The sequence below is a fragment of the bacterium genome, from assembly GCA_016703265.1.
GTDB lineage: Bacteria > Krumholzibacteriota > Krumholzibacteriia > LZORAL124-64-63 > LZORAL124-64-63 > CAINDZ01.
The window spans coordinates 14,574-39,023 of record JADJCK010000016.1; the positions used below are offsets into that span (position 1 = coordinate 14,574).

The window sequence follows — 24,450 nt, forward strand, 5'->3', positions numbered from 1 at the left end:
GAACCGGGGCGCGGCCTTGCGATTTCACCAGGGCGGCCAGCCTACGGCGGGATCCCCGACTGCCGCAGCCACTCGTACGCAGCCTGGAAGATGTCGGTGCTGGTGCGCAGCCCCAGCTTCTTCTGGATGTGCGAGCGGTGCACCTCGACGGTGCGCGGGCTGATCTGCATGATCTCGGCGATTTCGGCGATCTCCTTGCCCTGGCCCGTCAGCTGGAACAGCTCCAGCTCGCGGTTGCTGAGCACCTCGACCGGCGAGGCGACGCCCGGCGCGCGGCCGGTGCCCAGCTGCTCGACAGCCGACTGCGTCATCTTCTCGCTCAGGTACGTGCCGCCCTCGAGCACGCAACGGATCGCGTCGCGGATGCGCTCGGTGCCGGCCTGCTTCATGATGTAGCCCTTGGCCCCGGCCTTCAGGCAGCGCACCGCATAGGTGTACTCGTCGTGCATCGACACGGCCAGGGTCAGGATATGCGGATAGCGGGCCTGCAGTTCCTTGAGCAGGGTCAGCCCGCTGCTGTTCTTCAGCGTGATGTCGACCAGCACCAGGTCGGGCTGCTCGCTCTCGATGAGCTCCAGCGCCTGTTCCTGGTTCTCGGCCTCGCCGCAGACCTCGAGATCCGACTCCAGCTGCAGGATGGCGCGAATGCCGGAACGGACCAGCGGATGGTCATCGACGATCAGCAATCTGTAGGTCTGGTTCTGCATGGCGGCTTGTGCCACTTTCGTCCCCCGGACATCAGCTGACAACAGCCTGGGCGGGCGATCGGGCACCCGGGCTGCTGAGACAGTATTCTCCCCCGATCGCCGACATCTTAACAGCATTTGTTCCTGAGGAAAACTGCTAAGCGGCCATAATCCGGCAAATTATCAAAATCGGGGATCAATTAGCAGAATATGCAGCTTTCCGTATAGGTCGGCTGTCAAACTACTCGCGCTATAAGGAGAACCGGCAGCCGCCAGCGAGGTTACGAAATCCCCATGCACCCGCCCGGCCCGGTACTCCGGCTCCCGCGGGGGATGCTGCAGGTAGCGGTCCAGCAGCGCCAGGTCGGGCGCCACCAGGAGCGTCGTCGTGTAGTGCGCCAGGCCCCGTTCGCGGCGCAGGCACGAGCCGCCCAGCTTGCGGTCGCCCAGCGCCAGGTCCGAGACGCCGCGCTGCACCACGCCGGGCACGCCGCAGGCCGCCAGGGCGGCGATCACCAGGTCCGAGGCCGCCTTGAACGCCACCGGGATGCCGCCCAGCCCCGGCATCGGCAGCACCAGTGTCACGACGACGTTGCCCGGGTCGAGCACCACAGCGCCGCCGCCGCCGGGACGCCGGTACACCGGCACGTGGTCGGCGTCGATGGCGTCCAGGTGCAGTTCACGTTCGGCGTCGCCGCCGCGCCCGAGCACCACCGCCACTTCCTGCGGCCGGTACACGCGGCAAAGCGCGCGCCCGGTGGCGCGCGCCTCGTCGACCAGGTCGTCCTCGACCTCGTAGGGCAATATCCGGGTCACCCTAGCGCACCTTGCGCGGCGGGTTGATGTGCACCGCCTCGCCGGCCGCAACCTCGGCCGCCTCCATGAAGGCCTCCGAGAGCGTCGGGTGCGGGTGGATGGTCACCATGATGTCCTCGAGCGTGGCGCCCATCTCGACCGCGAGCGTGCCTTCGGCGATCAGCTCGCTGGCCATGGGCCCGACCATGCCCACGCCGAGGATGAGCCCGGTTTCCGGTTCGGCGATCACCTTCACCAGGCCGTCCGTGCGGCCCAGCGTGCGTGCGCGCCCGAGCGCCGAGAGCGGGAACCGCCCGATGTTCACCTTGATGCCCTGCTGCTCGGCCTCGCTCTCGGTCAGCCCGGTCCAGGCGACCTCCGGGTCGGTGAACACCACGGCGGGAATGGCGCGGTTGTCGAAGGCCGCCGTGCCGTGCGCGATGACCTCGGCCGCCACCTTGCCCTCGCGGCTGGCCTTGTGCGCCAGCATGGGGCCGGTGGCCACGTCGCCGATCGCGAAGATGTTCGGCTCGTCGGTGCGGCAGTCCGGGCCGGTGAGGATGAAGCCCTTGTCGTCGGTCTTCACGCGCGTGTTCTGCAGGCCGATGTCGTCGGAGTTCGGCCGCCGGCCGATGGCCACCAGCACCTGCGCGTAGTGCTTGCGCGTCTTCGCCCCGGCGTGCTCGATCTCGACGTCGTATCCGCCGCCATCCTTGCCGCCGCCGGCAACCTCGACGATCGACAGCACCTTCGAGTCGACCATGATCTCTTCCAGCCGCTCGGAGACCTGGCCCACCATCACGTCGACCAGGTCGAAGTCGGCGCCCATCAGCAGGCGCGGGAAGAACTCGACCACCGAGACCTTCGAGCCCAGGCCCTGGTAGACCAGGCCCATCTCCAGCCCGATGTAGCCGCCGCCCACCACGAGCAGGCTTTCGGGCACGTACGGCAGCTTCAGCGCATCGGCGCTCGACCATACCGACTGCACAATGCCCGCCGGCAGCCGGTTCAGGCTCGAACCGGTGGCGATGATGGCCTGCTTGAAGTCGACGCCGCTCACCTCGCCGCCTTCCAGCGCCAGCGAGGTGGACGAGGTGAACCGGGCGTGCCCGCGCAGCACCGTCACGCCGCGCCGCTTGAGCAGGCCGCGGATGCCGTCACTCAGGCCCTGCACGATGCCTGCGGTCCACTCGCGCAGCTTGTCCGTGTCGATCTGCACGTTGTCGAACGTGAGCCCGAACTCGGCGGCCCGCCGCGCCGTCTCGCGGATCTCCACCGTATGGATCAGCGCCTTGGAGGGAATGCACCCCTCGAGCAGGCAGGTGCCGCCGGGGCGCTCGCGGCTCTCGACCAGCAGCACGTTCTTGCCCAGGTCCGCCAGGCGCAGCGCCGCCACGTAGCCGCCGGGGCCGCTGCCGATGACGACGACCTCGGTCTCCTCGCGCAGGCTTCCCATCACCATGTGCAGTGCCTTTCCCGGTTCACGTCTCGAGCAGCAGCAGGTTCGGGTCCGACAGCTGGCGCGCCAGCTCGCCCACGAAGCGGGCGGCGTCGGCGCCGTCGGCCACGCGATGGTCGAAGGCCAGCGTCAGGGGCAGGATCTTGCGGATGACGATCTGGCCGTCGCGCACCACCGGCTTCTCCTGCACGCGTCCCATGCCGAGGATGGCGACCTCGGGATAGTTGATCGTCGCCAGCAGCGCCGTGCCGCCGAGCGGCCCCACGTTCGTGATCGTGAACGTGCCGCCGCGCATCTCGTCGGGCGGCAGCGTGCCGGCCCGCGCGCGCGCGGCCTTGTCGGCGATCTGCTCGCTGATGTTGACGATGCTCCGCGTGTCCGTGCCGTGGATCACCGGCACCACCAGCCCGCGGCCCGTGTCCGCCGCGAAACCGATGTTGTAGTACTTCTTGTAGATGATCTCTTCCTTGAACGGGTCCAGGCTGGCATTGAACGCCGGCGTGGCCCGCAGGCCCGCGGTCACGGCCTTGATGACGAAGGCCATCAGGGTCAGCTTGCCGCCGGCGGCGCCCTGCCGCCGTTCGCGCTCGCGCAGGCGGAAGTTCTCCAGTTCGGTCACGTCGGCGTCGTCCATGTGCGCCACGTGCGGCACCAGCGTCATGCTGGTGACCATCTTGCGCGCCACCTTGCGGCGGATCGAACGCAGCGCCTCGATCTGCACCGGGCCCTCGTGCCGGAAGTCGGGCAGCGGCTCCAGTTCCAGGAACGGGATGGTGGCCGAGGCGTGGGCCGCGAACTCGGCGAACGCCGTGTCGTCGCGCACCTCGCGGGCGGCCACATGCTCGGGCGGGGGCGGGGCGTGCTTTACCGGCGCCGCCGCGGGGGCCGGCGCCGCGCTGCCGCCGGCCGCAAAGCGGTGCACGTCCTCGGGCGTCACGCGCCCGGCAGGCCCGGTGGCCGGCACCTGGTTTATGTCCACCTTCAGCTCGCGGGCCAGGCGTCGCGTGGCAGGCGCCGCGGGCACCGGGCGCCGCGGGCCGGCGGCTGCAGGCGCGGCAACGGGGCAGGGGACTGGCCACCCACGGATTGGCCACCCACTTGCGCCGGCGCAACTGCCGCCGCAGCCGGCGCGGCCGCCACGGGCTTCGCCGCGGCAGGCGCAACGGCCCCAGCCTTCGCCCCGGCGCCGTCGTCGATCACCACGACCACATCGCCCACGTTCACCGTGTCGCCCACCTTGCCGCGCAGCGAGGCGATGCGCCCTCCGCGCGGCGAGGGGATGGTGACGGCGGCCTTGTCGGTCTCGACATCGACCAGCGGCGCGTCCTCGACGACGTCGCCGCCCTCGGTCACGTGCCACTTGAGGATCTCGCCCTCGGCGATGCCTTCACCCAGGTCGGGCAGCTTGAATTCGAACAAGGCGGCCTCCCGTCGGTGCCGTTCAGTAGTCGAGTGTCTCTTCGATCGCCCGCGCCACGCGCCCGGCACTGGGAATGTAGTGCTTCTCGCGCCCGAAGTAGGGCGTCACAACGTCGTAGCCCGTCACGCGCGCCACCGGCGCCTCCAGGTAGAGGAACGCCTTGTCGTTGATCAGCGCCGTGATCTCGCTGCTCGGCCCGAAGCTGCGCGGCGCTTCCTGCACCACCACGCAGCGGCCGGTGCGGCGCACCGAATCGCAGATGGTCGCGGCGTCGAGCGGCGCGATCGACAGCAGGTCGATGATCTCGATCGACGCGCCGCGCTTTTCCGCCACCTCGGCTGCCGCCTTCAGCGTCGGGCGCATCATGGCGCCCCACGAGACCAGCGTCACGTCGGTGCCCGCCTGCACCACCTGAGCCTTGCCGATGGGCAGCACCTCGGGCTCGTCCGGCACCTCCTCGCGGAAGGCGCGGTACGAGTGCTTGGGCTCCATGAACACGACCGGGTCCGGGTCGCGGATGGCCGCCGCCAGCAGCGCCCGCGCGTTTCGCGGCCCGCTCGGCAGCACCACCTTGGCGCCCGGCAGGTGGGCCCACACGACTTCGCGACTCTCGCTGTGGTGCTCGAGCGCGCGGACGCCGCCGCCGTACGGCATGCGCACCACCAGCGGCAGCGTGATCTGCCCGTGCGTGCGCGCCCGCATGCGCGTGGCGTGGGCCTCGTACTGGCCCATCATCAGGTAGCTGAAGCCGCAGAACTGCATCTCGCACACCGGCCGCAGGCCCGCCATGGCCATGCCGATCGAGGTGCCGAGGATGGCGCTCTCGGCCAGCGGCGTGTCCAGCACGCGCTCCTTGCCGAACTTCTCCAGCAGGCCGTCGGTCACGCGGAAGACGCCGCCGTCCTGCCCGATGTCCTCGCCCAGCACCAGCACGCTCTTGTCGCGCTCCATTTCCTGCACGAGCGCCAGGTTGATGGCCTGCACCATCGTCAGCTTAGCCATGGTCGGCCTCCTTGCCGCCGTCGAAGCGCATGTTGGCCAGGAACTCGGCGCGCTGTTCGTGCAGGTGCGGATGGTCGGTGCCGTATACGTGGTCGAAGGCCGTGTCCTGCGCCCAGTCGGTGGGCGTCTCGAAGGTGCGCACGGCCTGGTCGACCTGTTCCTTGAGCTCGGCGGCCAGCGCCGCGTCGCGCTCGTCGTCCCAGATGCCGCGTGCCGCCAGGTAGGCCCGGAAGCGGATGAGCGGCTCCTTCTCCCAGGCGCACTTCTCCTCGGCCTCGTCGCGGTACTTCTTCGGGTCGTCGGCCGTGGTGTGCATCATCAGGCGGTAGGTGACCGCCTCGATCAGGAACGGGCCCTTGCCCGAGCGCGCGTGGTCCAGCGCCTCGTTGATGGCCACCCACATCGCCAGCGCGTCGTTGCCGTCGACCTGCAGGCAGGGGATGTCGAAGGCGAGCGCCTTCTGGGCCAGCGTGCGGCTGGAGGTCTGCGCCGAGCGCGGAATGGAAATGGCCCACTGGTTGTTCTGTACGATGTAGACGACAGGCGCCTTCCACACGGCGGCGAAGTTGAGGCCTTCGTGGAAGTCGCCTTCGCTGGTGCCGCCGTCGCCGATGAAGCAGACGGTGGCGTTGTCCTCGCCATTGTAGCGGCCGGCGTACGCGAGCCCCGCGGCCTGCGGGATCTGGCAGCCGATCACCACGCTGATCGGCGTGATGCGCAGCGCCGGGTCGGGCAGGATGTTGCCCTCTTCCCAGCCGTTGTAGTAGAAGAGCGGCGAGGTGAGCGGCTCGCCCCGCACCAGCCGGCCACCGGTCTCGCGGAAGGCGCCCACGAACCAGTCCTTCGGCCCCATCGCCATGGCGATGGGCACGCTGACGGCCTCGTGCCCGGTGTTGGGCGGGAACGTGCCGAGCCGGCCCTGGCGCTGCAGCTTGAGCATGCGCTCATCGAGCTCGCGGGCCAGGCGCATCCAGCGGTACATCTCCAGCAGGCGCTCGGCGGGCAGGCCGGGGTCCAGCTTCGCGTCGACCTGGCCCTTCTCGTCCAGGATCTGCAGGTGGTCGACGACGAACTTCGCGACGGGTTTTCTCGGCATTCGCGGTCCTTTGCGTGGCGCGGCCCCGCAACCGTCCCGGTCCGGGAACGGCCGCACAGGGCAACGGGCACTGCGGCGGGCATCCGTGATGGGGGCCAGGTGCGCTCCCGACAGCGCCTTGCGGCGGGGAGGGCCGGCCCGGGAAGAACCGTTCCCATGATAGCAGGCGGGACCCCGATCGCCAATCCCGACACTGGCCCGGCGGCGGCCGGCCTGTTATCTTTCCGGCAAGCCACGGAACCGACACCGACCCTAGTTTTGCGGAGGCCCGGCCATGCTCAAAACCAACCTCCTGGCAGCCCTGAACCAGCAGATCAACGAAGAGTACTACTCCAGCTATATCTACCAGGCGATGGTGGCCTATTTCGAAGACAACCATCTGGACGGCTGCGCCCATTGGATGCGCCTGCAGGCGCAGGAAGAGCACGACCACGCCCTGAAGATCTTCGACTACGTGATCAGCCGCGGCGGTCGCGTGGTGCTGGCCGACGTCAAGGCGCCGCCCAAGGAATGGGCCACGCCGCTGGCGGCGTTCGAGGCCGCCCTGGCGCACGAGAAGCTGATGACCTCGAACATCACCAAGCTGGCCGACCTCGCCCAGTCCGAGAAGGACCACGCCACGAACAACCTGATGCAATGGTACGTGACCGAGCAGGTCGAGGAAGAGGCCAACGTCGACGACATCGTCAGCAAGATCAAGATGGTGGGCACCGACGGAGCCGGGCTGTTCCTGATCGACCGCGAACTGAAGAGCCGGCCGGCGCCGACGGCGGGCGGCGCGGCCTAGCCCAGGCAGCATCGCCGACGCAAAACAAGGGAGCGGTCATCGAGACCGCTCCCTTTGCCTATCACGTGCAGAAAGTCGTCAGCGCTGCGCCGGCACCCCGCTCGCCAGCGTGCGCGCCAGGCTCAGCAGGTCGTCGCGGTCCACCGAGAACGTGCCGGCAAAGCCGCCGTCCCAGGCCGACATGGTCAGGCGGCAGGGCAGCGGCTCCAGGCCCTCGAGCGCCGGCAGCGGCGGCGCGCCCTCGACGTTGCCGGCCAGGCCGGCGAACCAGCGCCACATCGCGGTCAGGTCGCCGGCGATCACTTCCTGCACGTGGCCGTCGCCGCGCGCGGCCGCATCGTAGGGGCGGGGGTCCACCTTGCCGCGAAGATCCTCGTCGCGGCAGGCGGCGATCATCGCGCCCAGGGCCGCGCGATCGCTGTCGGCACTGGCCAGCAGGTAGTTGCCGGAGCGGGCCAGGCGGATTTCGGGGATGAGGCGGCTGAACAGGCCCGCCACCTGCGCCATCTGCACGGCCTGCGGCGAGCCAGCCGCCGCCGGCACCGGCGCCAGCAGGGCGTCCGCATCCAGGTTCACGCGATAGGACCGCACTTCGGCGCCCGGGAAGCCCTCGTCGGCCAGCGATTCCAGGCGCAGCGCCACCGGCAGCGCCGAGAGCCGGTCGAGCAGCCCGGTCACCCGGCGGAAGGCGTCGGCGCCGTCGCGGGTCTTCATCACGGCGTGCACCACGGCGCCGCGGTCGGTCACCTTCAGGCTCGCGGCCACCGGCTGCGCGGTCAGCGGCACCAGTCCCAGGTAGTCGCCGTACCACGCCTGATAGTCGCGCGCCGCGTCGGGCGGCAACTGCGCGGCCGTGCGCTTCATGTCGGACAGGTAGAGCGCCTCGAACACCGCGAACGGGCGCGTCAGGTCCATGGCCGCCACCTGCACCAGGTCCGAGCCGGGCGGCAGCAGCGACGTCAGCTGCGCCGCCTCGCTGAACGAAGGCTGCGGGCCGGGCGACAGCTCGGACCCGGGCACCACCAGCAGGCGGTCCATGGTCACCAGGCGATTGCCTTCCCGGCGGATCGCCAGGTCGAGGCGCGTCACGCAGCGGGCTACCGTGCGCAGCGAGGCATTGACCGCCTCGGCGTCCTCCACGGTGATCATCGCCGGCAGCAGCGCGCCCGTGCTGTCGGGCCGTGGCGTGGCCAGCTGCATCATCCCCGTTTCCAGCATCGGCAGGCCCAGCTTCAGCGACAGGCCGAGGTCGAGCGTGGCAGCCAGCACGCCCTCGGGCAGGGGGATGGCCGTGGGCCGGGCCATCGGGCGCAGCAGCGCCGAACTGGAAAGGGCCGCATAGCCGCCGCTCTGCTGCAGGTTCACGAACGGGCTGCCGGGACCCTGGAACTGCAGCTGCGCCAGGTCGCCCTGGAACGGGAAGACGAAGGTGAAGTCGGGCCCGCTGCCCAGCATCAGGCCGGCCAGGCCCACGGCCACGAACAGGGGACGATCATGGTCCACCACGGCGGCGAAGCCGGGCAGGCCGTCGCCGAAGGCCGAGAGCAGGGAATAGTCGCGCGAGGTGGGCACGCTGCCGAAGGCGGCGGCCAGCGCCTGCCACTCGGTCTCGGCTGCGGCCAGCGAGGAGACGGCCACCACCAGGGCCGAGCCCGGGGCGATGAGGCGGGCGGCATCGTCGGGCACGACGAACGGCGCCTCGACACCTGGGGGCGCCGCCGCGGCGACCGCAGATACACCGCAGGCGACGAACAACGCGACAAACACCAGTGTGGCGGCGGGAGACTGCGGCCGGGAGGGGCGGCCAGCGTTCATTCCGGTTCCTTCCGAGGGCATTCGCGGGGGAGGGCTGCCTCAATTATACATGTTCACCGGCGCGGGGCCAGTGGTGCGCGCCTGTGAAGCCGCGTTTTACTCGATATTTTACGGGAGAAGCAGCCATGCGACGTCTTGCCCTCAGCGCCGCCATCGCCCTCAGCCCGCCATCGCCCTCGGCGCCACCGCCGCCTCGGCCGCCGTCCAGACGAAGACCGTCACCTGGCAGCACGAAGGCGTCACCCTGGAGGGTACCTGGCCTGGGACGACGCCCTGGCCGGGCCCCGCCCGGGCGTCCTGGTCGTGCACCAGTGGATGGGCCTGACCGAGAACGAGATGATGCGCGCCCGCAAGCTCGCCGAACTGGGCTACGTGGCCCTGGCCACCGACGTCTACGGACAGGGCGTGCGCCCGGCCGACACCGCCGCTGCGGCGAAGGAAGCCGGCAAGTACTACGGCGACCGCGCGCTGCTGCGCGCCCGCGTGGCGGCGGGCCTGGCCGAGCTGAAGAAGCAGAAGGGCGTCGATGCGCAGCGCATCGCAGCTACTGGCTACTGCTTCGGCGGCGGAGCGGTGCTGGAGCTGGCGCGATCGGGCGCCGACCTGCGCGGGGTGGTCAGCTTCCACGGCAGCCTCGACACGCCGCTGCCGGCGGCCAGGGGCGGCGTGAAGGCGAAGGTGCTGGTCTGTCACGGCGCGGTGGATCCGTATGTGAAACCCGAGGCCGTGACCGGGTTCCAGGCCGAGATGGAAGCGGCCGGCGTCGACTACCAGTTCATCGCCTATGCGGGCGCGGTGCACGCCTTCACGCAGGTGGGCGCGGGCAGCGATCCGTCGCGCGGGGCGGCCTACAACGAGGCGGCCGACCGGCGTTCGTGGCAGGCGATGAAGACGTTCCTGGCGGAAGTGCTGGAGTAGCGGTTTCCGGAAGCATTCAATCGGTCGGTGGGGTGTCGACGAGCGACTTCTCGATTTCCCCTGCCGTCAGCAGGTCCACCGGCGCGCCGCGCTCCCGCAGCTTCTCGACGAAGATGCGGCGCAGGCGCGCCGGTTCGTTCTGCCCGAACTTCGCCTTGCCTGTCCAGCCCTCGTTGATCACCCGGAACACGCCCACTTTCGCCAGCGCGCCGCGGTACATGGGCAGCGTGTGGTCGATGGGAATGTGCCGGCCCTCGGGCTGCATCTTGACCATCAGGGCCTGCAGCGCGCGCGCCTTGTACTCCGGGTCGTCGACCACCACCGCGTGCCCGTCGATCTCCACCGACTTGAAGAAGTGGGTGGCGGGGCAGGCGTGGTCGGGCGCGCTCCAGTAGCTGGGGATGAAGCTGTATTCCTTCACCATGGTGAAGCCCGCGCGGGGGGCGCCCTGCATCAGCGTGAATTTCTCGCCCGAGAGCGCGCCGTGGAAGACGATGTCCTGCCCGAGCGCGGCGAAGTTCAGCGCGATGGAGCGCGGCCGGCCGTCGGCGGTCACGAGGGTGAGGTAGCCGACGGCACAGTCGCGCGCCACCTCGGCGAAGAGGTCCGGGTCGCGGGATTCGAGTTCGACGCGTCGCATGCCCGTCACCGGCGGACTACTCCGTCACCTTGATGGCCAGTCCCTGCCCGGAAAACACGATCTCGGGCGACACATCCTGCTGGTTCATCATGTTGCCGGCGTTGATGGCCCAGGTCGAGGTGCGACCGGCCACCAGCGGCGCGTTGCTGCGGACCACGTTGCCGGGCACCGTCACGTTCAGCTTGACGTCCAGTTCACCGATCGCGCCGATCAGTGTCGTGGCCAGCTCGGCCTGCCGCTGCGACTGCTCGGCCGTCGGGGTCGGGGTCGCCTTCTTCGCCGCGGACGGGAAGTTGTACTGGCGCGAGCGCAGCACCAGGTTCCCGCCCTCGCCGCGCGCGATGCCGAGGCCGGCACCGCCGAGCGCGCCGGAGATGTCGTTCAGCACCCACGACATGCCCTTGAGGTCGCCGAAGGCGAGCGAGCACTTGAACGTCTCGCGGCCGGCCGCCGTGCTCTTCGCGAACGACGTCACCGTGACGCCGTGCCCGGCGCCGCGCTTCTCCAGGTAGGGCCGCGTGATGTCGGCATAGACGGGCAGCGCCATGCCCATGGCGTCGCCGCCGATCCGGTCCAGCTCGGTGCGGGCGGCCAGCACGTCGGAGGCCACCGACATCGACACGGTGGCGGTGCCGCCGCCCTTCGCGTCGATGTTCACGTCGGAGCTGAACTGGACACAGCCGGCCAGCGCGCTCAGCGCGACGGCGGTCAGGACGGCGGGAAGCGTGCGGCGCATCGGCAGTTCTCCCGGATCGTTTCGAGTTCCCGGATCGCATCGCGGCGGTCCGGGCAGCAGCCGCAAACCGGTCCCGCCTTGCCCGCCATCGCGATTCATGTTAGTGAAGGGGGCGTGCGCCGGCCATCCCGGCCCGGGCGCCGGCCCATGATCGCGCCCTGGACCCGCAAGCGCCAAGGAGAATCACCCGATGTCCGCACGCCCGGCCAAACCTGCCTGCTTCAAGGCCTACGACATCCGCGGCAAGGTGCCTTCGGAACTGGACGCCGACCTGGCCTACCGCATCGGCCTGTCGACGGCCCGCTACCTGAAGGCGCGCACGGTGGCCGTCGGCCGCGACTGCCGGCTCAGCAGCGCTGCGCTGGCGACCGCGCTCACGCGCGGCCTGAACGACGCCGGCGCCGACGTGCTCGACATCGGCCAGTGCGGCACCGAGATGGTCTACCACGCCACCTTCGCGCGGGGCCTGGACGGCGGCATCATGGTCACGGCCAGCCACAATCCCATGGACCACAACGGGATGAAGCTGGTCAGGGACGGCGCCCGCCCCATCAGCGGCGACAGCGGGCTCGACGATATCGGTGCCGGCGCCATCGACTGCGACCTGACCCCCGGCAGCAGGCGCGGCACCGTCACGCCCGCCGACACGCTGCCCGAGTTCCTCGACTTCCTGGTCGCGCAGACAGACCCGGCGCGGCTGAGGCCCCTGCGCATCGTGGCCAACGGCGGCAACGGCTGCGCCGGCCCGGTGGTCGCGGCGCTGGCCGGGCGCCTGCCGGTCGAGATCATCCCGGTCTTCGCCGAGCCCGACGGCAACTTCCCGAACGGCATCCCCAACCCGCTCCTGCCGGAGAACCGCAGCGCCACCAGCGAGGCCGTGCTGAAGCACGGCGCCGACCTGGGCCTGGCCTGGGACGGCGACTTCGACCGCTGCTTCTTCTTCGACGAGACGGGCGCCTTCATCGAGGGTTACTACCTGGTGGGCCTGCTCGCGGCGGCAACACTGCGCAACCACCCCGGCGGACGCATCGTCCACGACCCGCGGCTGACCTGGAACACCATCGACATGGTCACGCGCGCGGGAGGCGTGCCGCTGATGAACAAGACCGGCCATGCCTTCATGAAGGAGCGCATGCGCAGCGAGGACGCCGTCTACGGCGGCGAGATGTCGGCCCACCACTACTTCCGCGAGTTTGCCTACTGCGACAGCGGCATGCTGCCCTGGTTGCGCGTAGTGGAGGAGATGTCGGCCACGGGCCGCAAGCTGTCCGACCTGGTGCGCGCCATGCAGGCAGCCTACCCGGCCAGCGGCGAGATCAACCGCCGCCTCCAGGACCCGGACCTGGCGATGCGCCGCGTGGAGGAGCGCTACCGCCCGGCGGCGGTGGCCATGGACCGCGTCGACGGTGTCTCGCTGGACATGGGCGCCTGGCGCTTCAACCTGCGCCAGAGCAACACCGAGCCCGTCATTCGGCTGAACGTGGAGTCGCGCGGGGACCAGGCGCTGATGGAGAGCAGGACGCAGGAGATCCTGGCCATGCTCGACTCGTAAGCGCACCGCTCCCGCTACAGACCCCGCCACTGCTCCGGGCGCAGCCGCGTGCGGTCGCGCCCGGCCAGCAGCTCATCCAGGGCGCGCACCGCGCCGTCGCGATCGGTGGGCAGGTTCAGGCTCAACGGCACGTAGTTGCTGGCGTGGTTCGAGTGGAAGCGGCAGCGCGTCAAACGACTGTCGGCCACCAGCGTGCGCAGTTCGGTGAGCATGCCCCACGGGTCCGGCAGCGTGAAGCGGCCGGCGTCGGCCTCGGCCGCCAGCGGCGTGCCCGGCACCAGCGTGGTGGTCAGCGCGCCGACGAACGGCGGGTCCATCGCCGTCAGCAGCCGCGCCGTGGCTTCGGCGTGCTCGCGCGAGCGTTCAACGCCGCCGATCCCCAGCATCACCATCACCGAATGCCGGATGCCGGCGCGGCGCAGGCGTGCCGCGGCCTCGACGGCGTCGTCGGCGCCCGAGCCCTTGTCCACGCGGCGCAGCACCTCGTCGTCGCCGCTTTCGGCGCCGTGGTAGACGATGCCGAGTCCCGCCTCGCGCAATGCCGCCAACTCGCCGTCGTCCTTGCGCAGGATGGTGCGCGCATCGCCGTAGATGCCCACGCGGCGCACCTGCGGCAGCCGCTCACGCAGCAGGGCCAGGATCTCGAGCAGCCTCTTCGTGGGCAGCACCAGGGCGTCGCCGTCACACAGGAACACGCGGCGGATCGGCTCCACGTCGCGATCGTAGACCGCGGCTTCTTCCACGTCCTGCGCCACGACGTCGAGCGGCTTCATCCGGAAGCGCTGCACCGGGTCACGGTACATGCCGCAGTAGGTGCAGCCGTTGTGGCTGCAGCCGACGGTCACCTGCAGCAGCAGGCTCTCGGCCTCGCTGGGCGGGCGGAAGATGTGGCCGATGTAGTCCATGCTGCCGCCGCCTTTGTCGTGAGCCGCCCCGGCCTCGCTGCACCCGGAAACCGGACAGAATTCGTACCTTCAAACGACCACAAATATCCAAAAAACCCTTGACCGACCTAAAGAAATCTCTAAAGTAAACCACGCGAGAAACCGAATATACCGGCACAAGCGCGCTGCGGGCAGCGCTGGAATCCAGGCCGGGGCCAACAACGCCGGAATGACTTAGGGCGAGAGTCATTCATGGCGGGTCCCGGCCCCCCTTTTTTGCCGCCCGGCCATCCTCAGCCCCCGGCGCCTACAATCCGATGAACCGGTCATCGACGATGACGGCGCGATCGAGCCCGGGCCCCCGCAGGCGCACTTCCTTCACGCGCACGCGCGGCTGCGTGGCCGGGATGTAGACGCGGTCGAGGTGGATCACAGCCTCGGGCGACGAGAAGTCCTTCGGGCCCACGGTGCCGCCGAAATGGTCGCTGCGCCCGAAGGCCACGTGCAGGCCCAGCTTTTCGTCGAGCAGGATGCTGCCGCAGGGCTGCACGCCGAAGTCGCCCAGCACACCCAGGCCCAGTTCCGCCAGGTTGGCGTAGGCAGGCTCGGCCGCGAGGTGCGCCGCTTCGGCGCGGCTGGCCGGGCCGTCGCTGACCACGCGGGCGCGGTTGCCGGCCACGGCGAACATCACGATCTCCCCGTCGATCTCCACGGGCAGCAGGCCCTGCGAACCGCTCGGGTCGCCGGCCAATTCGCCTTCGTAGGGCACGATGTAGGCTTCGCCCGAGGGCAGGTTGCCGGCCACGCCGTTGTCCGGGAACAGGCCGCCCGAGGCGTGGCCCTGCCGATGGCGCAGGTCGAGCGTCAGCCGGCACGGCTCGCCGTCGGCCAGGAACGAGAGCTCGGCCGATTCGGCAACGTCGAGCCAGGTCTTCAGCAGCCCGACGCGCCGGCTGATCTCCTGGTAGTCCAGCCGCAGCGCCGGGATCATGCCGGGCAGGAACCCGGGCATGGTCGCCGCGCGGAAGCCGCCGCTACGCGCGGCCACCTTCAACGGCGCGGTGGCCGACAGCTCGGTGGGGGCGATGATGATGGTGTGCTCGCGCAGCAGCCCCGCCATGGCGACCTGGGGCCGGCCGGCCAGCTGGTCGGCATGGTCGGGCACGGCGGCCGCGGCGGGCCCGCAGCGTCGTCGTGCAGGCAGCACGTTTCCGGCAGGTCGGCGTTGTTGCTGCCGGCGTTGCGGTACCAGGCCAGGCTCAGGCGCGGCAGGCCCAAGGCGGCTCCGGCGGCCCGCAGGCCGTCATACCAGCCGGCCACAAGGCGCCGCCGCTCGGCCCATTCCGGGTTGTCGGGCAGTCGTGCGTCGGGCACGTCGACGATCAGGGCCAGGCCCGTGTCGGCAGGCGTGGGCGTAAAGACCCGGCGGACCAGCTGCGCCAGTTCGGCGGAAGTGAGCGTCTCGTTCATGCCTGCGCCTTTCGTTTCTGGTCCGGGCCCGAAATATCGCTTATCGTGCCGTTACACTCGTAGCGCTGAAACACTTGTAGCGCCGAAACACTTGTCGCGCCGACAACCTGCAACCGACCGGGAGGCCCGCATGTCGCAGCCGCGTGAGACCAACCTCGCGCTTTTCATCGATTTCGACAACCTGGCGATCGGCGCGCGCGACGCCCGCCAGCGCCTGGAGATCAGGCTGCTCATCCAGCGTATTCTGGAAAAGGGCAAGATCATCGTCAAGCGCGCCTATGCCGACTGGCATCATCACAAGGAACACATGTCGGCGCTGCACGAAGCGGCCATCGACCTGATCGAGGTGCCGGCGCCCCGCATCTCGGGCAAGAACAGCGCCGATATCCGCATGGTCGTCGATGCGATGGACCTGTGCTACTCCAAGGAGCACATCGACACCTTCGTCATCTGCTCCGGCGACTCCGATTTTTCGCCGCTGGTGTCCAAGCTGCGCGAGAACAACAAGCGCGTCATCGGCGTGGGCATGAAGAACAGCAGCAGCAACCTGCTGATCGGCAACTGCGACGAGTTCATCTTCTACGACGACATCTACCGGCAGAACCAGGCACCGCCGCCGGTCACCGGTGTGAACGTGCCGCTGGGCAAGCGCGAGATGTTCGAGTTCCTGGTGCAGACCGTTCAGAGCCTGCTGCAGGAAAGCCGCGATGTGCTGTACTCGTCGCTGATCAAGGACACGATGACGCGCAAGATGCCCCACTTCAGCGAACGCGCGCTGGGCTACGCCACCTTCGGCGACGTACTGGAAGAGGCGCGCGGCCTGGGCCTTCTGAAGGTCGAGCGCGACGCGCGTTCGGGCGGCACCTGGGTGGTGCACGGCCTCGGCGCCGGCTCGACGGCCGATGCGGTGGCGGCGGGCGCGCTGCCCGAGGCGGCTGGCGCGGCAGCAGGCACCAACGGCAGCGCGACGGCGGCCGGACGAACGTCGCGCCGGCGTCGGCGGTCCGGTCGCGGCGGCAGCGGCGCGCGCACCGGCAACGCGGGCGGCCCGGCGGTGGAGCCGGGTGGGGCGACGGCATCACCGGCCACGTCCGCGCCCGTGCCCGCACCGGCGACGGCGGCCCAGACCGGCCACGACGCGCCGTCTGCAGCGGGGACCGAGGGCAAGGCGCCCTCGCGCCGCCGGCCGGCCTCGAAGGCCACCGCGAAGCCGGCGCCCAAGGACGGCGCCAGGGACAGCACGAAGGAAGCGCCGAAGGAAGCTGCGCGCGAGGCTGCGAGGGCGCCCCGGCGGACCCCGGCGCGCGGCGACGAGCCCGCCGCCGGAGCCGCGGCGAAGAAGACGCCCCGCCGGAAGGCAACCCCGGCCAAGAAGGCAGCGCCGGCCACCGGCGGACGGGGAACGCCGAAGAAGTAGCGCAGCACTGCCGCGAAACGGCCGTCTCGCACAGGGATCCCGCGTTGCTTACGCGGGATCCTTACTTATTCCTCAACTCCGCGGCCCGTGCGCCGATACGCCATCGATATCGCTCATGAACGTCAGCGTTCCGGGGAGGCGGGAGCGCGCAGGACGCGCGTCCCGGGGGACAGGAGAATCGAAATGGCGCACGATCTCATCAGCCTCGACAGCGTGATGAACCTGGCCGAGGCCATGGAGAACATGGATGGCGACGCCGAACTGCTCCAGGAGATCGTGACGATCTTCATGGAGACCGGCCCCGAGCAGATGGCAGCCTTGGCCAACAGCATTGCCGCCGGCGAAGTGAAGGACGTGGCCATCAAGGCCCACGGCATGAAGGGCGGCGCCTCGAACTTCTGCGCCCGCAAGTTCGTCGCCTCGGCGTTGCGCCTGGAGCTGCTGGCGAAGACCGGCACGCTCGACGGCGCCGGCCCGCTGCTCGACGCCATGAAGGCGAACTACGCCGAGCTCGAGGAGCTCGTCGTGCTGATCAACTGGGGCGAAGTCGCGAACAACTGGACGTCTTGAGAGAACCGGACGTCCTAGTCCACCAGCCGCCAATCGACGGGCAGTGCGTCAGGGTGCACCACCACCCGCGCCCTGCCCGCTTCCCTGCCGAACGGCGCCAGCCAGCGCGCCTCGAGTTCCCCGAATCCGGCGCCCTGCAGCCACAATTGACCGGCGTCGATCGCCGGTGCTGCGCCGGTCTCGTTGTCGCCGCCCAGCGTCGCCAGCGTGCGCAGCGACATCCACTCCAGCAGTGAACCCATGACGCCCAGCCGCGGCCCCAGCTGCGGCATGCGCACCAGCGGGCGCGGCGGGTATTCCACCAGCTCCACGTCGCGACCGGCCGGGATGCCGGCCAGGCGACGCGCCTCGGCAATCGCGTCGGAGAGGCCGCCCACCTGGTCGCACAGCCCGCGGTCGATGGCGTCCTGGCCCATCCACACGCGGCCCTGCGCCACCGAGTCGACGGCTGCATAGGTGAGGTTGCGACCGGTGGCGACGGCGGTGACGAACTGGCCGTACATGTCGCGGATGACGCGCTCGGTGCGCGCCAGCTCCTCGTCGTTCATCGGCCGGCGCGGCACGCCGCCCAATAGCGGCAGGCCGATCTCGCTGTAGAGGTCGGCGTGGCGGCCGCGCTGCACCGACTCCGCCGTCACGCCAGCCTTTTCCGCAATGCCCGCGTCCCAGAGCCAGCCGCTGATCACGCCGATGGAACCGGTGATCGTCACCGGCGTGGTCAGGATGCGCGAGCCGTCCATGCTGATCCAGTAGCCGCCGCTGGCCGCCACATCGCCCTGGCTGACGACGACCGGCTTGCCGGCCGCCTTCAGCGCGCGCACGGCGTCGGCCACCAGGTCGCTGGGCAGAGGGTCGCCGCCCGGCGAGTCGGCGCGCAGCACCACGGCCTTCACCGACGGATCACCAATGAGCTTGCGCAGCCAGGCGCTGGAGCGGCGCCCGTTGATGCCGCTGTCCATCGCGCAGTCGCCCACCAGGAACACGACGGGGATGCGCGCGCGCTGTCCCCACTGCTCGTCCCAGTAGTCGCGCCGCAGCGACTCCGGCCAGCGGCCCGGGCGCGCGCCTTCCTTGCGCAGCGATTCGAGCACCTGGTCCCAGCGTCCCACCTCGTCGACCAGGCCGGCGGCCAGCGCCTCGTTCGGCGCCAGGAAGCCCAGACTGTCGATGACCGCATCGAGCGCGGCGGGCGTGCGGCCGCGGCCGGCGGCGATGCCGTTGCGCCACGTCTCGTAGCACACGTCGACGATGCGCTGCCGCTGCTCGCGATCCGCCTCGCTCATGCTGTCGCGGCTGAGCGTCTCGGCGGCGCTCTTGTACTTGAAGTAGCGGTGCTCCTGGAAGCCGAGGCCCACCTTGTCGAGCGTGCCCTTCAGGTAGCTGCGCGAGAGCGCCAGGCCGGGCAGCGTCAGGTCGCCCTGCGGATCCAGGACCAGGCGATCGGCCACCGCCGCCAGGTGCATGGTGCCCATGCCGGCGCGGTCGAGATAGATGACCACGCGCTTGCCGGCGTCGCGCACCTTCTGCAGTTCCTGCCGCATCTCCCACAGCAGCGAGGGCCGGCCGGTGAAGCCGGCCAGGTTGAGCACGAGGATGTCGAGCTGCTTGTCGTCGCGCACGGCCTCGAGCTGCGCGAGCAGGTCGAGCCAGGCCACGTGATCGTCGTCGAGCCAGCGGTACTTCTGGTAGCTGAGCGTGCGTTTCTGCAGGTCGATGGCCACCCAGGTCTCGCTCGGGCCGAACAGCGGCCTGGTGTCGCGGCCGGCGAACGGCGGTTCGCTGCGGGTCAGCCAGGAGGTCATGGCCACGTCGCCGGAGTCCATGACCGATTGCGAGGCCATGTGCCCGGTGCGGCCGCTCACGCCCACGAGAATGGCCACGTCGGGATCGCCGCCGTCCAGGCGTTCACGCGCGCGCACGCCCAGGTGCAGGCCGCGCAGCGGGCGCACTTCGAGGCCCGCGCCCCAGTGGCCCTGGCCGAACGGCGTGCCGTCGTTCACGGTGAAGTCGCCGAACAGCGTCAGCCAGGGAGCCGAGGCGGGTCGCAGTCCCATGTCGAAGATGTTCTGCGCGGCATCGGCTTCCAGGCTCTGCGCGCGGCTGGCGCCGAAGGTCAACCAGCGGGCGGGACGGCTGACCATGCCGAGCACCAGGGCATGGTCGCGCAACGCCCCGGCCGGCGCGCCGCCGGCCCAGCGATAGGCCAGGCCCACGGCGCCGGCGCGCCCGCCGCCGGCCAGGCCCACCTGCCAGTCGTTGAGGGCGGCGCGGCCGCCCTGCCAGTCGACCAGCGAGCGGTTGAACGCAATGTTCACCGTGCGCCCGGCCGCGAAGCCGAAGCGGTTGAAGGACAGGTGGCCGTCGCGGTCGTCGGTCCAGAGGTCGGTGCCCGCGCGGTCGGTCAGGGCGAAGGCGCCGGGATTGAACAGGCCGCCGACAGGGCCGGCCGTGACGCCGGGCGTCTGTGGCAGGAACCAGCTCTCGGAACGGTAGTCCAGCAGTGCCGGCGATTCGGCCCGCGAGGCGGTTGCCGCCAGGAGGGCGATCATGGCGAAGACGATCAAACCGGACGCCGCGCGCCGCGCACGCGCTCCGTTGTGGGCGACAATCATGGGAATCCCTCCGGGGCGTCGGTTGCTGATCAGTGCTTCGAGGCGGTGGCCACGCGTCCCAGCCTTGCCAGGTCCGGACACGCGTCGAATTCGAGAGTGATGCCGCCCGCTGCGCCTGCGGGTCCACTGCGCGTGACGAGCCATGCGCGCGTGACCGCGAGCGGGGTCGCGATCTGCGCTGCGCGCAGCGCGGCATCGATGCCCGCGGCGTCGCCGCCCACGAGCCCGGCGCGTTGCAGCCAGGCGGCGCGCCCCAGCAGGGCTGCCATCTGCAAACAGCCGTCGGCGTACGACTGCGGCACGGGCACCACCGAGGCGCAGGCTTCCCCGCGCCGCAGGGCGGCAGCGGCCGCACCCGGCGGCAGCGGCACCGCGCGGGCTTCGGGGCCGGCCAGCTCGGCCAGGCGTCCGGCCAGTTCGCCCGCGGCCGGGTCGTCCTGCGGGAAGACCACGGTCGCCGGCCCGGCGGCCAGCGCCGCCGACAGCGCATCGACCAGCTCGCCGCGGTCGGCCGCCACCGGCCCGCTCAACTGCGGGCACGCCTGGCGGTCGGCCACCGGCACCGTCAGCGCCGGCCAGTCGCGGGCCGAGACCTGTTGCACATCGGACCCGGGAGCCAGGCCCGCGGCCGCGGTGAACCACAGCGCCGCCTGCGCGCGATCGAGGGCCGGGGGGCAGACCAGCAGGTGGACGCGGTTCCACGGCAAAGGTTGCACGCGCCAGTCCGGCAGCGCCTCGAACCGGTGCACGGCCTCGAGGTCGCGCGTCCACAGCAGATCAACAGGCCCGGCGTCGGCGGCGATGGCCGCCTCGAACGGATCGCGCCCGGGGGTGACCCGGAAGGCGAGAGTCTCCCAGTCGGGTGCCCGCGGGTGTTCCCGATGGGGGCGGCAGGTGAGCACCGGCCGCGGCGCGCCGTCGGCGGGCGTCAGACGGCAGGGCCCGCTGCCGACGGGCCAGGCCCAGCCGGGCTTGCGCACCGCCACCGCGGTGGCCGGGTGCGCGAGCAGCAGCGGGAACAGGCGCTGCGGTTCGGGCAGCCGCACCGTCAGGCGCCGTGCGTCGAGCACGGAGACCGAGCCCGTGCGCGGGTCGAACCACTGCCAGGGCGAAGCGCCGTCATCGACCGGCGCCGCACAGTTCTCCTGCCATGAGCGCCAGACATCGACCGCAGTCAGGCGTTCGCCGTCCCAGGTGCGCGCGTCCTCGCGCAGCGTGAAGACCCAGACGGTGCTGTCGGCGCCGCACGACCAGTGCACGGCCAGGCCGGGCGAGGCGACGCCTTCGCAATCGATCCTGACGAGTGTCTCGTAGAGCTGGGAGAAGACCAGGCGCTCGGCGCGATTGCGCGGCACGGGCGCCAGCCGGGGCCGCACGCTGTCGGTGAGCGAGACGACGAATTGCCCACCCGGTGCCACCGGATCGGCGCCGAGTCGGCAGTCATCGCGCCGCGCCGCCGTCAGCACCACGCCGGTGGACCAGCGATCGCGCGCGGCGGCACCGTCCGGCGACTCGGCCGCCGGACGTCTGGCCGCCGTGCCCTCGCCCGGCGCGGGGGTTGTTCCGCCACAGCCGCCGAGGATGCCGGCCAGCACCAGCGCCATCACGACGGCGGCTCGGCTTGTGTTTGGGCGCAAGGGTGGTCCTCCGCGGTTACCGGGTGACAATGAACCGCGGTCCGGCCCCTGACAACCGCAAAACGGGGCGGCGCCCAACGTTGCCGCGACCCATGCGGTCTCCAAAGATCGCTGGCCATCCGGCCGTCGATGCGCTAATTAGGAAGGAGCAAACCGGTCCCCAGCACAGCCCGGAGTCGACCCTATCGATGAGCCGCCAACGCGACAAACGAGCCGCTTTCGTCCTGGCCCTGCTGCTGGTGCTGGTCTTCGCCTTCGGCCAGGCACAACGTGCGAGCGCCGACCGGCGCGCCGCCACCGACCCTGCGGCCCGCGAAAGCCTCGCGTCCGGGAATGCGGCCGCCGTCCTGCATGATTGAACCCGACCTGCCCGTTCCCGCTGCCCGCCGCGCCAGCCTCTGGCTGATCACGCTGTCCATGGTCCTGGTCATCGGCCTCAAGTCGCACCCCTCGCCGCTGCCGGGCGTGCCCTGGCACCTGCCCGGCTGGGCGGCCCTGGCCGCCGGCCTGGCGCTGGCCTGGGCCCGCGAGGGCAATTCCCGCTGGGCGCGCACCAGTACCCTGCTGGCCTGGCTGATCGGCGTGCTGTTCTTCACACACATCGACGGCGACACCTCCGACGCCCATGTGCTGGAACTGGTCCTGATGCTGGGCGTGGGTGTGCTCCTGGTGCCGGCCATGCTCGCACGCTACTGGCTGAAGGAGCCGCTCGACTACCGCTGGCTGAACGGTCGCTGGTCGCTGCGCATGTGGCTGTGGCTGCCGGCCGGATTCCTGCTGGCCTTCGGGTTCCTGTGGCTCTACTTCAACATCCTGACGCCGACGCTTCACCACAGCTGGCCGCTTCCCCTGACCGGCGAGCGCAGCGAGGCCATGTGGCGCCTGTTCTGGGGCTGCAATTTCGTCGGCGTCTGGGACGAACTGGCGTTCATCAACTTCGTCTTCGTGCTGCTGTGCCGCTGCTTCGACTACCGCGAAGCCAACTTCGCGCAGGCCGTCTTCTTCGCCTCGTTCCTGCACGAGATGGCGTTCGTCGGCTGGGGGCCGCCGGTGCTTTACGGGTTCGCGCTCATCCAGGGGCTCACCTACCGCCGCACCGGCTCGTTGCTCTACATCGTGGTGCTGCACCTGCTGCTCGATTCGGTGCTGTTCTACATGATCGCCAACCGCTGGTACCCGGGCTGGGGCTGGCATCCCTAGGCCGGCACTTCTGGGCCGGCCCCTCGGGCAATCTTCATATTTTGACGATTTTAAGCTTAAAATGGCATTGCAATATGCACGAAACGCGAAAATCTGAAGCCATGCACGAATTTTGACTCAATTTTAGCTTAACTTGGACGAAAATAAGTGCTATTCTGGTCCCATGACGGCCAAGCCGGCCCACCACCCAACGAACCGGGAGCCAAACCATGGATGTGTCGAAGACCTCGCTGCGCGAATTCCTGGAGATCCCCTACGAGAAGCTCGAAGAGCTGAACCTGCAGTCCAAGGAATACCAGGAACAGTGGATCCCCATGGAGAAGGCCGAGGCCGAGCGCCGGGCCTACCTGGAGAAGGAAAAGCGCATCAAGGCCGTGACCGTCGTCTTCACCGACCTCGAGGGCCGGCTCCACATGCTGGACTACGACAAGAAGTTCCTGCTGAAGGCCGACGCGCTGACGTTCGACGGCTCGTCGATCCGCGGCTTCTCGCGCATTGCCGAGAGCGACCTGCGCCTGGGCATCGACTGGCGCGCCTTCTACTGGATGCCGGCCGACGTGTTCGGTCCCGGCAAGGTGCTGGTGTTCGGCCAGGTGCTCGACCAGGACGGCACGCCGTATGAGGCCGACTTCCGCGGCCGCCTCATGCGCTACACCGAAGAGCTCTACAAGCGCGACAAGACCGTGGCCAACGTGTCGGCCGAGATCGAGGGCTTCCTGTTCAACCACCGCGACGCCGAGCGCGGCTACTTCGAGCGCGGCAAGTTCGAGCTCATCTCCACCGGCGGCTACTACCACAGCCTGCCGCAGGATCCGCTGCGCCAGTTCATCGACGCGTCGGCCGAGGTGCAGCGCGCCATGGGCTTCGAGAACGAGAAGGACCATCCCGAGGTGGGCCCCTCGCAGTTCGAGATGAACTACAAGTACGCGCCGGCGCTGATCGCCGCCGACCGCATCCAGCTCTACAAGCTGCTCTGCCGCCAGGTGGCGCAGACGATGGGCATGACGGCGTGCTTCCTGCCCAAGCCCATCACCGGCATCAACGGAAGCGGCATGCACACGAACATGAGCGTGGCCCGCAACGGCGAGAACCTGTTCTGGGATGCCAAGGGCAAGGACAACATGTCCGCGCTGGGCAACCAGTTCATCCGCCGCATCCTGCACAGCGCCGAGGATCTCTGCCTGATCCTCAACGCCAGCGTGAACGCGTATCGCCGCCTGGACCCGCACTTCGAGGCGCCGAACGAGATCACCTCGAGCGCCACCGACCGCAGCAGCATGATCCGCATCCCGCTGGCGGCGCGGTCCGGCCAGCGCATTGAAGTGCGCTCGGTGGGCCCCGACTCCAACCCGTACATGGCGATCTACTCGCTGCTGCGTACGGGCTTCGAAGGTCCCGAGCCGTCCGGCGATGCCCCGGCGCCCAAGCGCATCCGCAAGCGGATCCTGCCCGGCAACATCTACGAGGCCATGGGCTGCCACCGTCGCAGCACGTGGGTGCGCGAGATGCTGGGCGACACGTCGCACACCAAGTACTGCGAACTGAAGGAAATGGCGGCGCACCGCTGCCCGCGCGACATGGGCAACGTCATCAAGCGGTCGGAGATCATGTTCCATCACGAGGTGACCAACCAGATGCTGTGGAACATGTTCTAGTCGTCGGGCGCGTTGGAAATAACAAGGAACGGCGGGCTGTCCTCGCGCCTTCGGCGCTGCGGATTGCCCGCCGTTCCTGTTATTTCCAACGCGCGCAGA

18 protein-coding genes and 3 pseudogenes are annotated in these 24,450 nt (G+C 69.9%); 8 read left to right on the top strand and 13 right to left on the bottom strand.

Going from position 1 to position 24,450, the window contains the following annotated elements:
* Positions 1 to 41 precede the first annotated feature (41 nt).
* From IPG61_19770 to pdhA, 6 genes and pseudogenes are all read right to left on the bottom strand, one after another.
* A complete protein-coding gene (locus IPG61_19770; GenBank protein ID MBK6736260.1) occupies positions 42 to 707 on the bottom strand; it encodes a response regulator transcription factor in 666 nt (221 codons plus the stop codon).
* 162 nt (positions 708 to 869) lie between these two features.
* The gene (locus IPG61_19775; protein MBK6736261.1) at positions 870 to 1,502 is read right to left on the bottom strand and encodes a hypothetical protein; all 633 of its coding nucleotides are present in this window, start codon (positions 1,500 to 1,502) and stop codon (positions 870 to 872) included.
* 1 nt (position 1,503) lies between these two features.
* Positions 1,504 to 2,937 carry a dihydrolipoyl dehydrogenase gene (lpdA, locus tag IPG61_19780; protein ID MBK6736262.1) on the bottom strand — a complete coding sequence of 478 codons (1,434 nt, stop codon included), beginning with the start codon at positions 2,935 to 2,937 and terminating at the stop codon, positions 1,504 to 1,506.
* Between the two features lie 25 nt (positions 2,938 to 2,962).
* A pseudogene (locus IPG61_19785) lies at positions 2,963 to 4,359 on the bottom strand (2-oxo acid dehydrogenase subunit E2).
* 22 nt (positions 4,360 to 4,381) lie between these two features.
* Positions 4,382 to 5,362: an alpha-ketoacid dehydrogenase subunit beta gene (locus IPG61_19790; GenBank protein ID MBK6736263.1), complete on the bottom strand. Its 981-nt coding sequence runs from the start codon at positions 5,360 to 5,362 to the stop codon at positions 4,382 to 4,384.
* Positions 5,355 to 6,458: a pyruvate dehydrogenase (acetyl-transferring) E1 component subunit alpha gene (gene pdhA, locus IPG61_19795; protein ID MBK6736264.1), complete on the bottom strand. Its 1,104-nt coding sequence runs from the start codon at positions 6,456 to 6,458 to the stop codon at positions 5,355 to 5,357. The genes IPG61_19790 and pdhA overlap by 8 nt, the downstream gene beginning before the upstream one ends.
* Positions 6,459 to 6,732: 274 nt before the next feature.
* Between pdhA and IPG61_19800 the strand changes: the two genes are divergently transcribed.
* Positions 6,733 to 7,245 (top strand): ferritin, encoded by a 513-nt coding sequence (locus IPG61_19800; GenBank protein MBK6736265.1) that lies wholly within the window; start codon positions 6,733 to 6,735, stop codon positions 7,243 to 7,245.
* Positions 7,246 to 7,323: 78 nt separating this feature from the next.
* Here the strand turns inward: IPG61_19800 and IPG61_19805 are convergent, their stop codons facing one another.
* Positions 7,324 to 9,060 (bottom strand): hypothetical protein, encoded by a 1,737-nt coding sequence (locus IPG61_19805; GenBank protein MBK6736266.1) that lies wholly within the window; start codon positions 9,058 to 9,060, stop codon positions 7,324 to 7,326.
* Positions 9,061 to 9,109: 49 nt separating this feature from the next.
* On the opposite strand from IPG61_19805, the pseudogene IPG61_19810 reads away from it, so the two are divergent.
* Positions 9,110 to 9,978 (top strand): annotated as a pseudogene (locus IPG61_19810) (dienelactone hydrolase family protein).
* Positions 9,979 to 9,994: 16 nt separating this feature from the next.
* Here the strand turns inward: IPG61_19810 and IPG61_19815 are convergent.
* Together IPG61_19815 and IPG61_19820 are read right to left on the bottom strand one after the other, a co-directional pair.
* A complete protein-coding gene (locus IPG61_19815) occupies positions 9,995 to 10,618 on the bottom strand; it encodes a pyridoxamine 5'-phosphate oxidase family protein (protein ID MBK6736267.1) in 624 nt (207 codons plus the stop codon).
* A gap of 16 nt (positions 10,619 to 10,634) precedes the next feature.
* Positions 10,635 to 11,354 (bottom strand): hypothetical protein, encoded by a 720-nt coding sequence (locus IPG61_19820; protein ID MBK6736268.1) that lies wholly within the window; start codon positions 11,352 to 11,354, stop codon positions 10,635 to 10,637.
* A 190-nt stretch (positions 11,355 to 11,544) separates the two neighbouring features.
* Here IPG61_19820 and IPG61_19825 point away from each other — a divergent pair, with 190 nt between their 5' ends.
* Positions 11,545 to 12,906 carry a phosphomannomutase gene (locus IPG61_19825; protein MBK6736269.1) on the top strand — a complete coding sequence of 454 codons (1,362 nt, stop codon included), beginning with the start codon at positions 11,545 to 11,547 and terminating at the stop codon, positions 12,904 to 12,906.
* A 14-nt stretch (positions 12,907 to 12,920) separates the two neighbouring features.
* On the opposite strand, the gene IPG61_19830 is transcribed toward IPG61_19825, so the two are convergent.
* Entirely contained in the window at positions 12,921 to 13,811 is an 891-nt protein-coding gene (locus tag IPG61_19830) for a radical SAM protein (GenBank protein ID MBK6736270.1), read from the bottom strand.
* 286 nt (positions 13,812 to 14,097) lie between these two features.
* Positions 14,098 to 15,260, bottom strand: a pseudogene (locus IPG61_19835) (hypothetical protein).
* 130 nt (positions 15,261 to 15,390) lie between these two features.
* Between IPG61_19835 and IPG61_19840 the strand changes: the two are divergent.
* Positions 15,391 to 16,677: an NYN domain-containing protein gene (locus tag IPG61_19840; GenBank protein MBK6736271.1), complete on the top strand. Its 1,287-nt coding sequence runs from the start codon at positions 15,391 to 15,393 to the stop codon at positions 16,675 to 16,677.
* Between the two features lie 183 nt (positions 16,678 to 16,860).
* On the top strand, positions 16,861 to 17,247 hold the full coding sequence (locus tag IPG61_19845; GenBank protein MBK6736272.1) for an Hpt domain-containing protein: 387 nt from the start codon (positions 16,861 to 16,863) through the stop codon (positions 17,245 to 17,247).
* A 14-nt stretch (positions 17,248 to 17,261) separates the two neighbouring features.
* On the opposite strand, the gene IPG61_19850 is transcribed toward IPG61_19845, so the two are convergent.
* A complete protein-coding gene (locus tag IPG61_19850; protein ID MBK6736273.1) occupies positions 17,262 to 19,859 on the bottom strand; it encodes a S49 family peptidase in 2,598 nt (865 codons plus the stop codon).
* Between the two features lie 29 nt (positions 19,860 to 19,888).
* On the bottom strand, positions 19,889 to 21,496 hold the full coding sequence (locus IPG61_19855) for a hypothetical protein (GenBank protein MBK6736274.1): 1,608 nt from the start codon (positions 21,494 to 21,496) through the stop codon (positions 19,889 to 19,891).
* Between the two features lie 188 nt (positions 21,497 to 21,684).
* On the opposite strand from IPG61_19855, the gene IPG61_19860 reads away from it, so the two are divergent.
* The 3 genes from IPG61_19860 (at position 21,685) to IPG61_19870 (ending at position 24,351) form a co-directional block, all read left to right on the top strand.
* Positions 21,685 to 21,855, top strand: coding sequence for a hypothetical protein (locus IPG61_19860; GenBank protein MBK6736275.1), 171 nt, complete (start codon positions 21,685 to 21,687; stop codon positions 21,853 to 21,855).
* Positions 21,848 to 22,696: a hypothetical protein gene (locus IPG61_19865; GenBank protein ID MBK6736276.1), complete on the top strand. Its 849-nt coding sequence runs from the start codon at positions 21,848 to 21,850 to the stop codon at positions 22,694 to 22,696. Before IPG61_19860 ends, IPG61_19865 begins: the two co-directional genes overlap by 8 nt.
* 209 nt (positions 22,697 to 22,905) lie before the next feature.
* A complete protein-coding gene (locus IPG61_19870) occupies positions 22,906 to 24,351 on the top strand; it encodes a glutamine synthetase (protein MBK6736277.1) in 1,446 nt (481 codons plus the stop codon).
* The last annotated feature ends 99 nt before the right edge of the window (positions 24,352 to 24,450 follow it).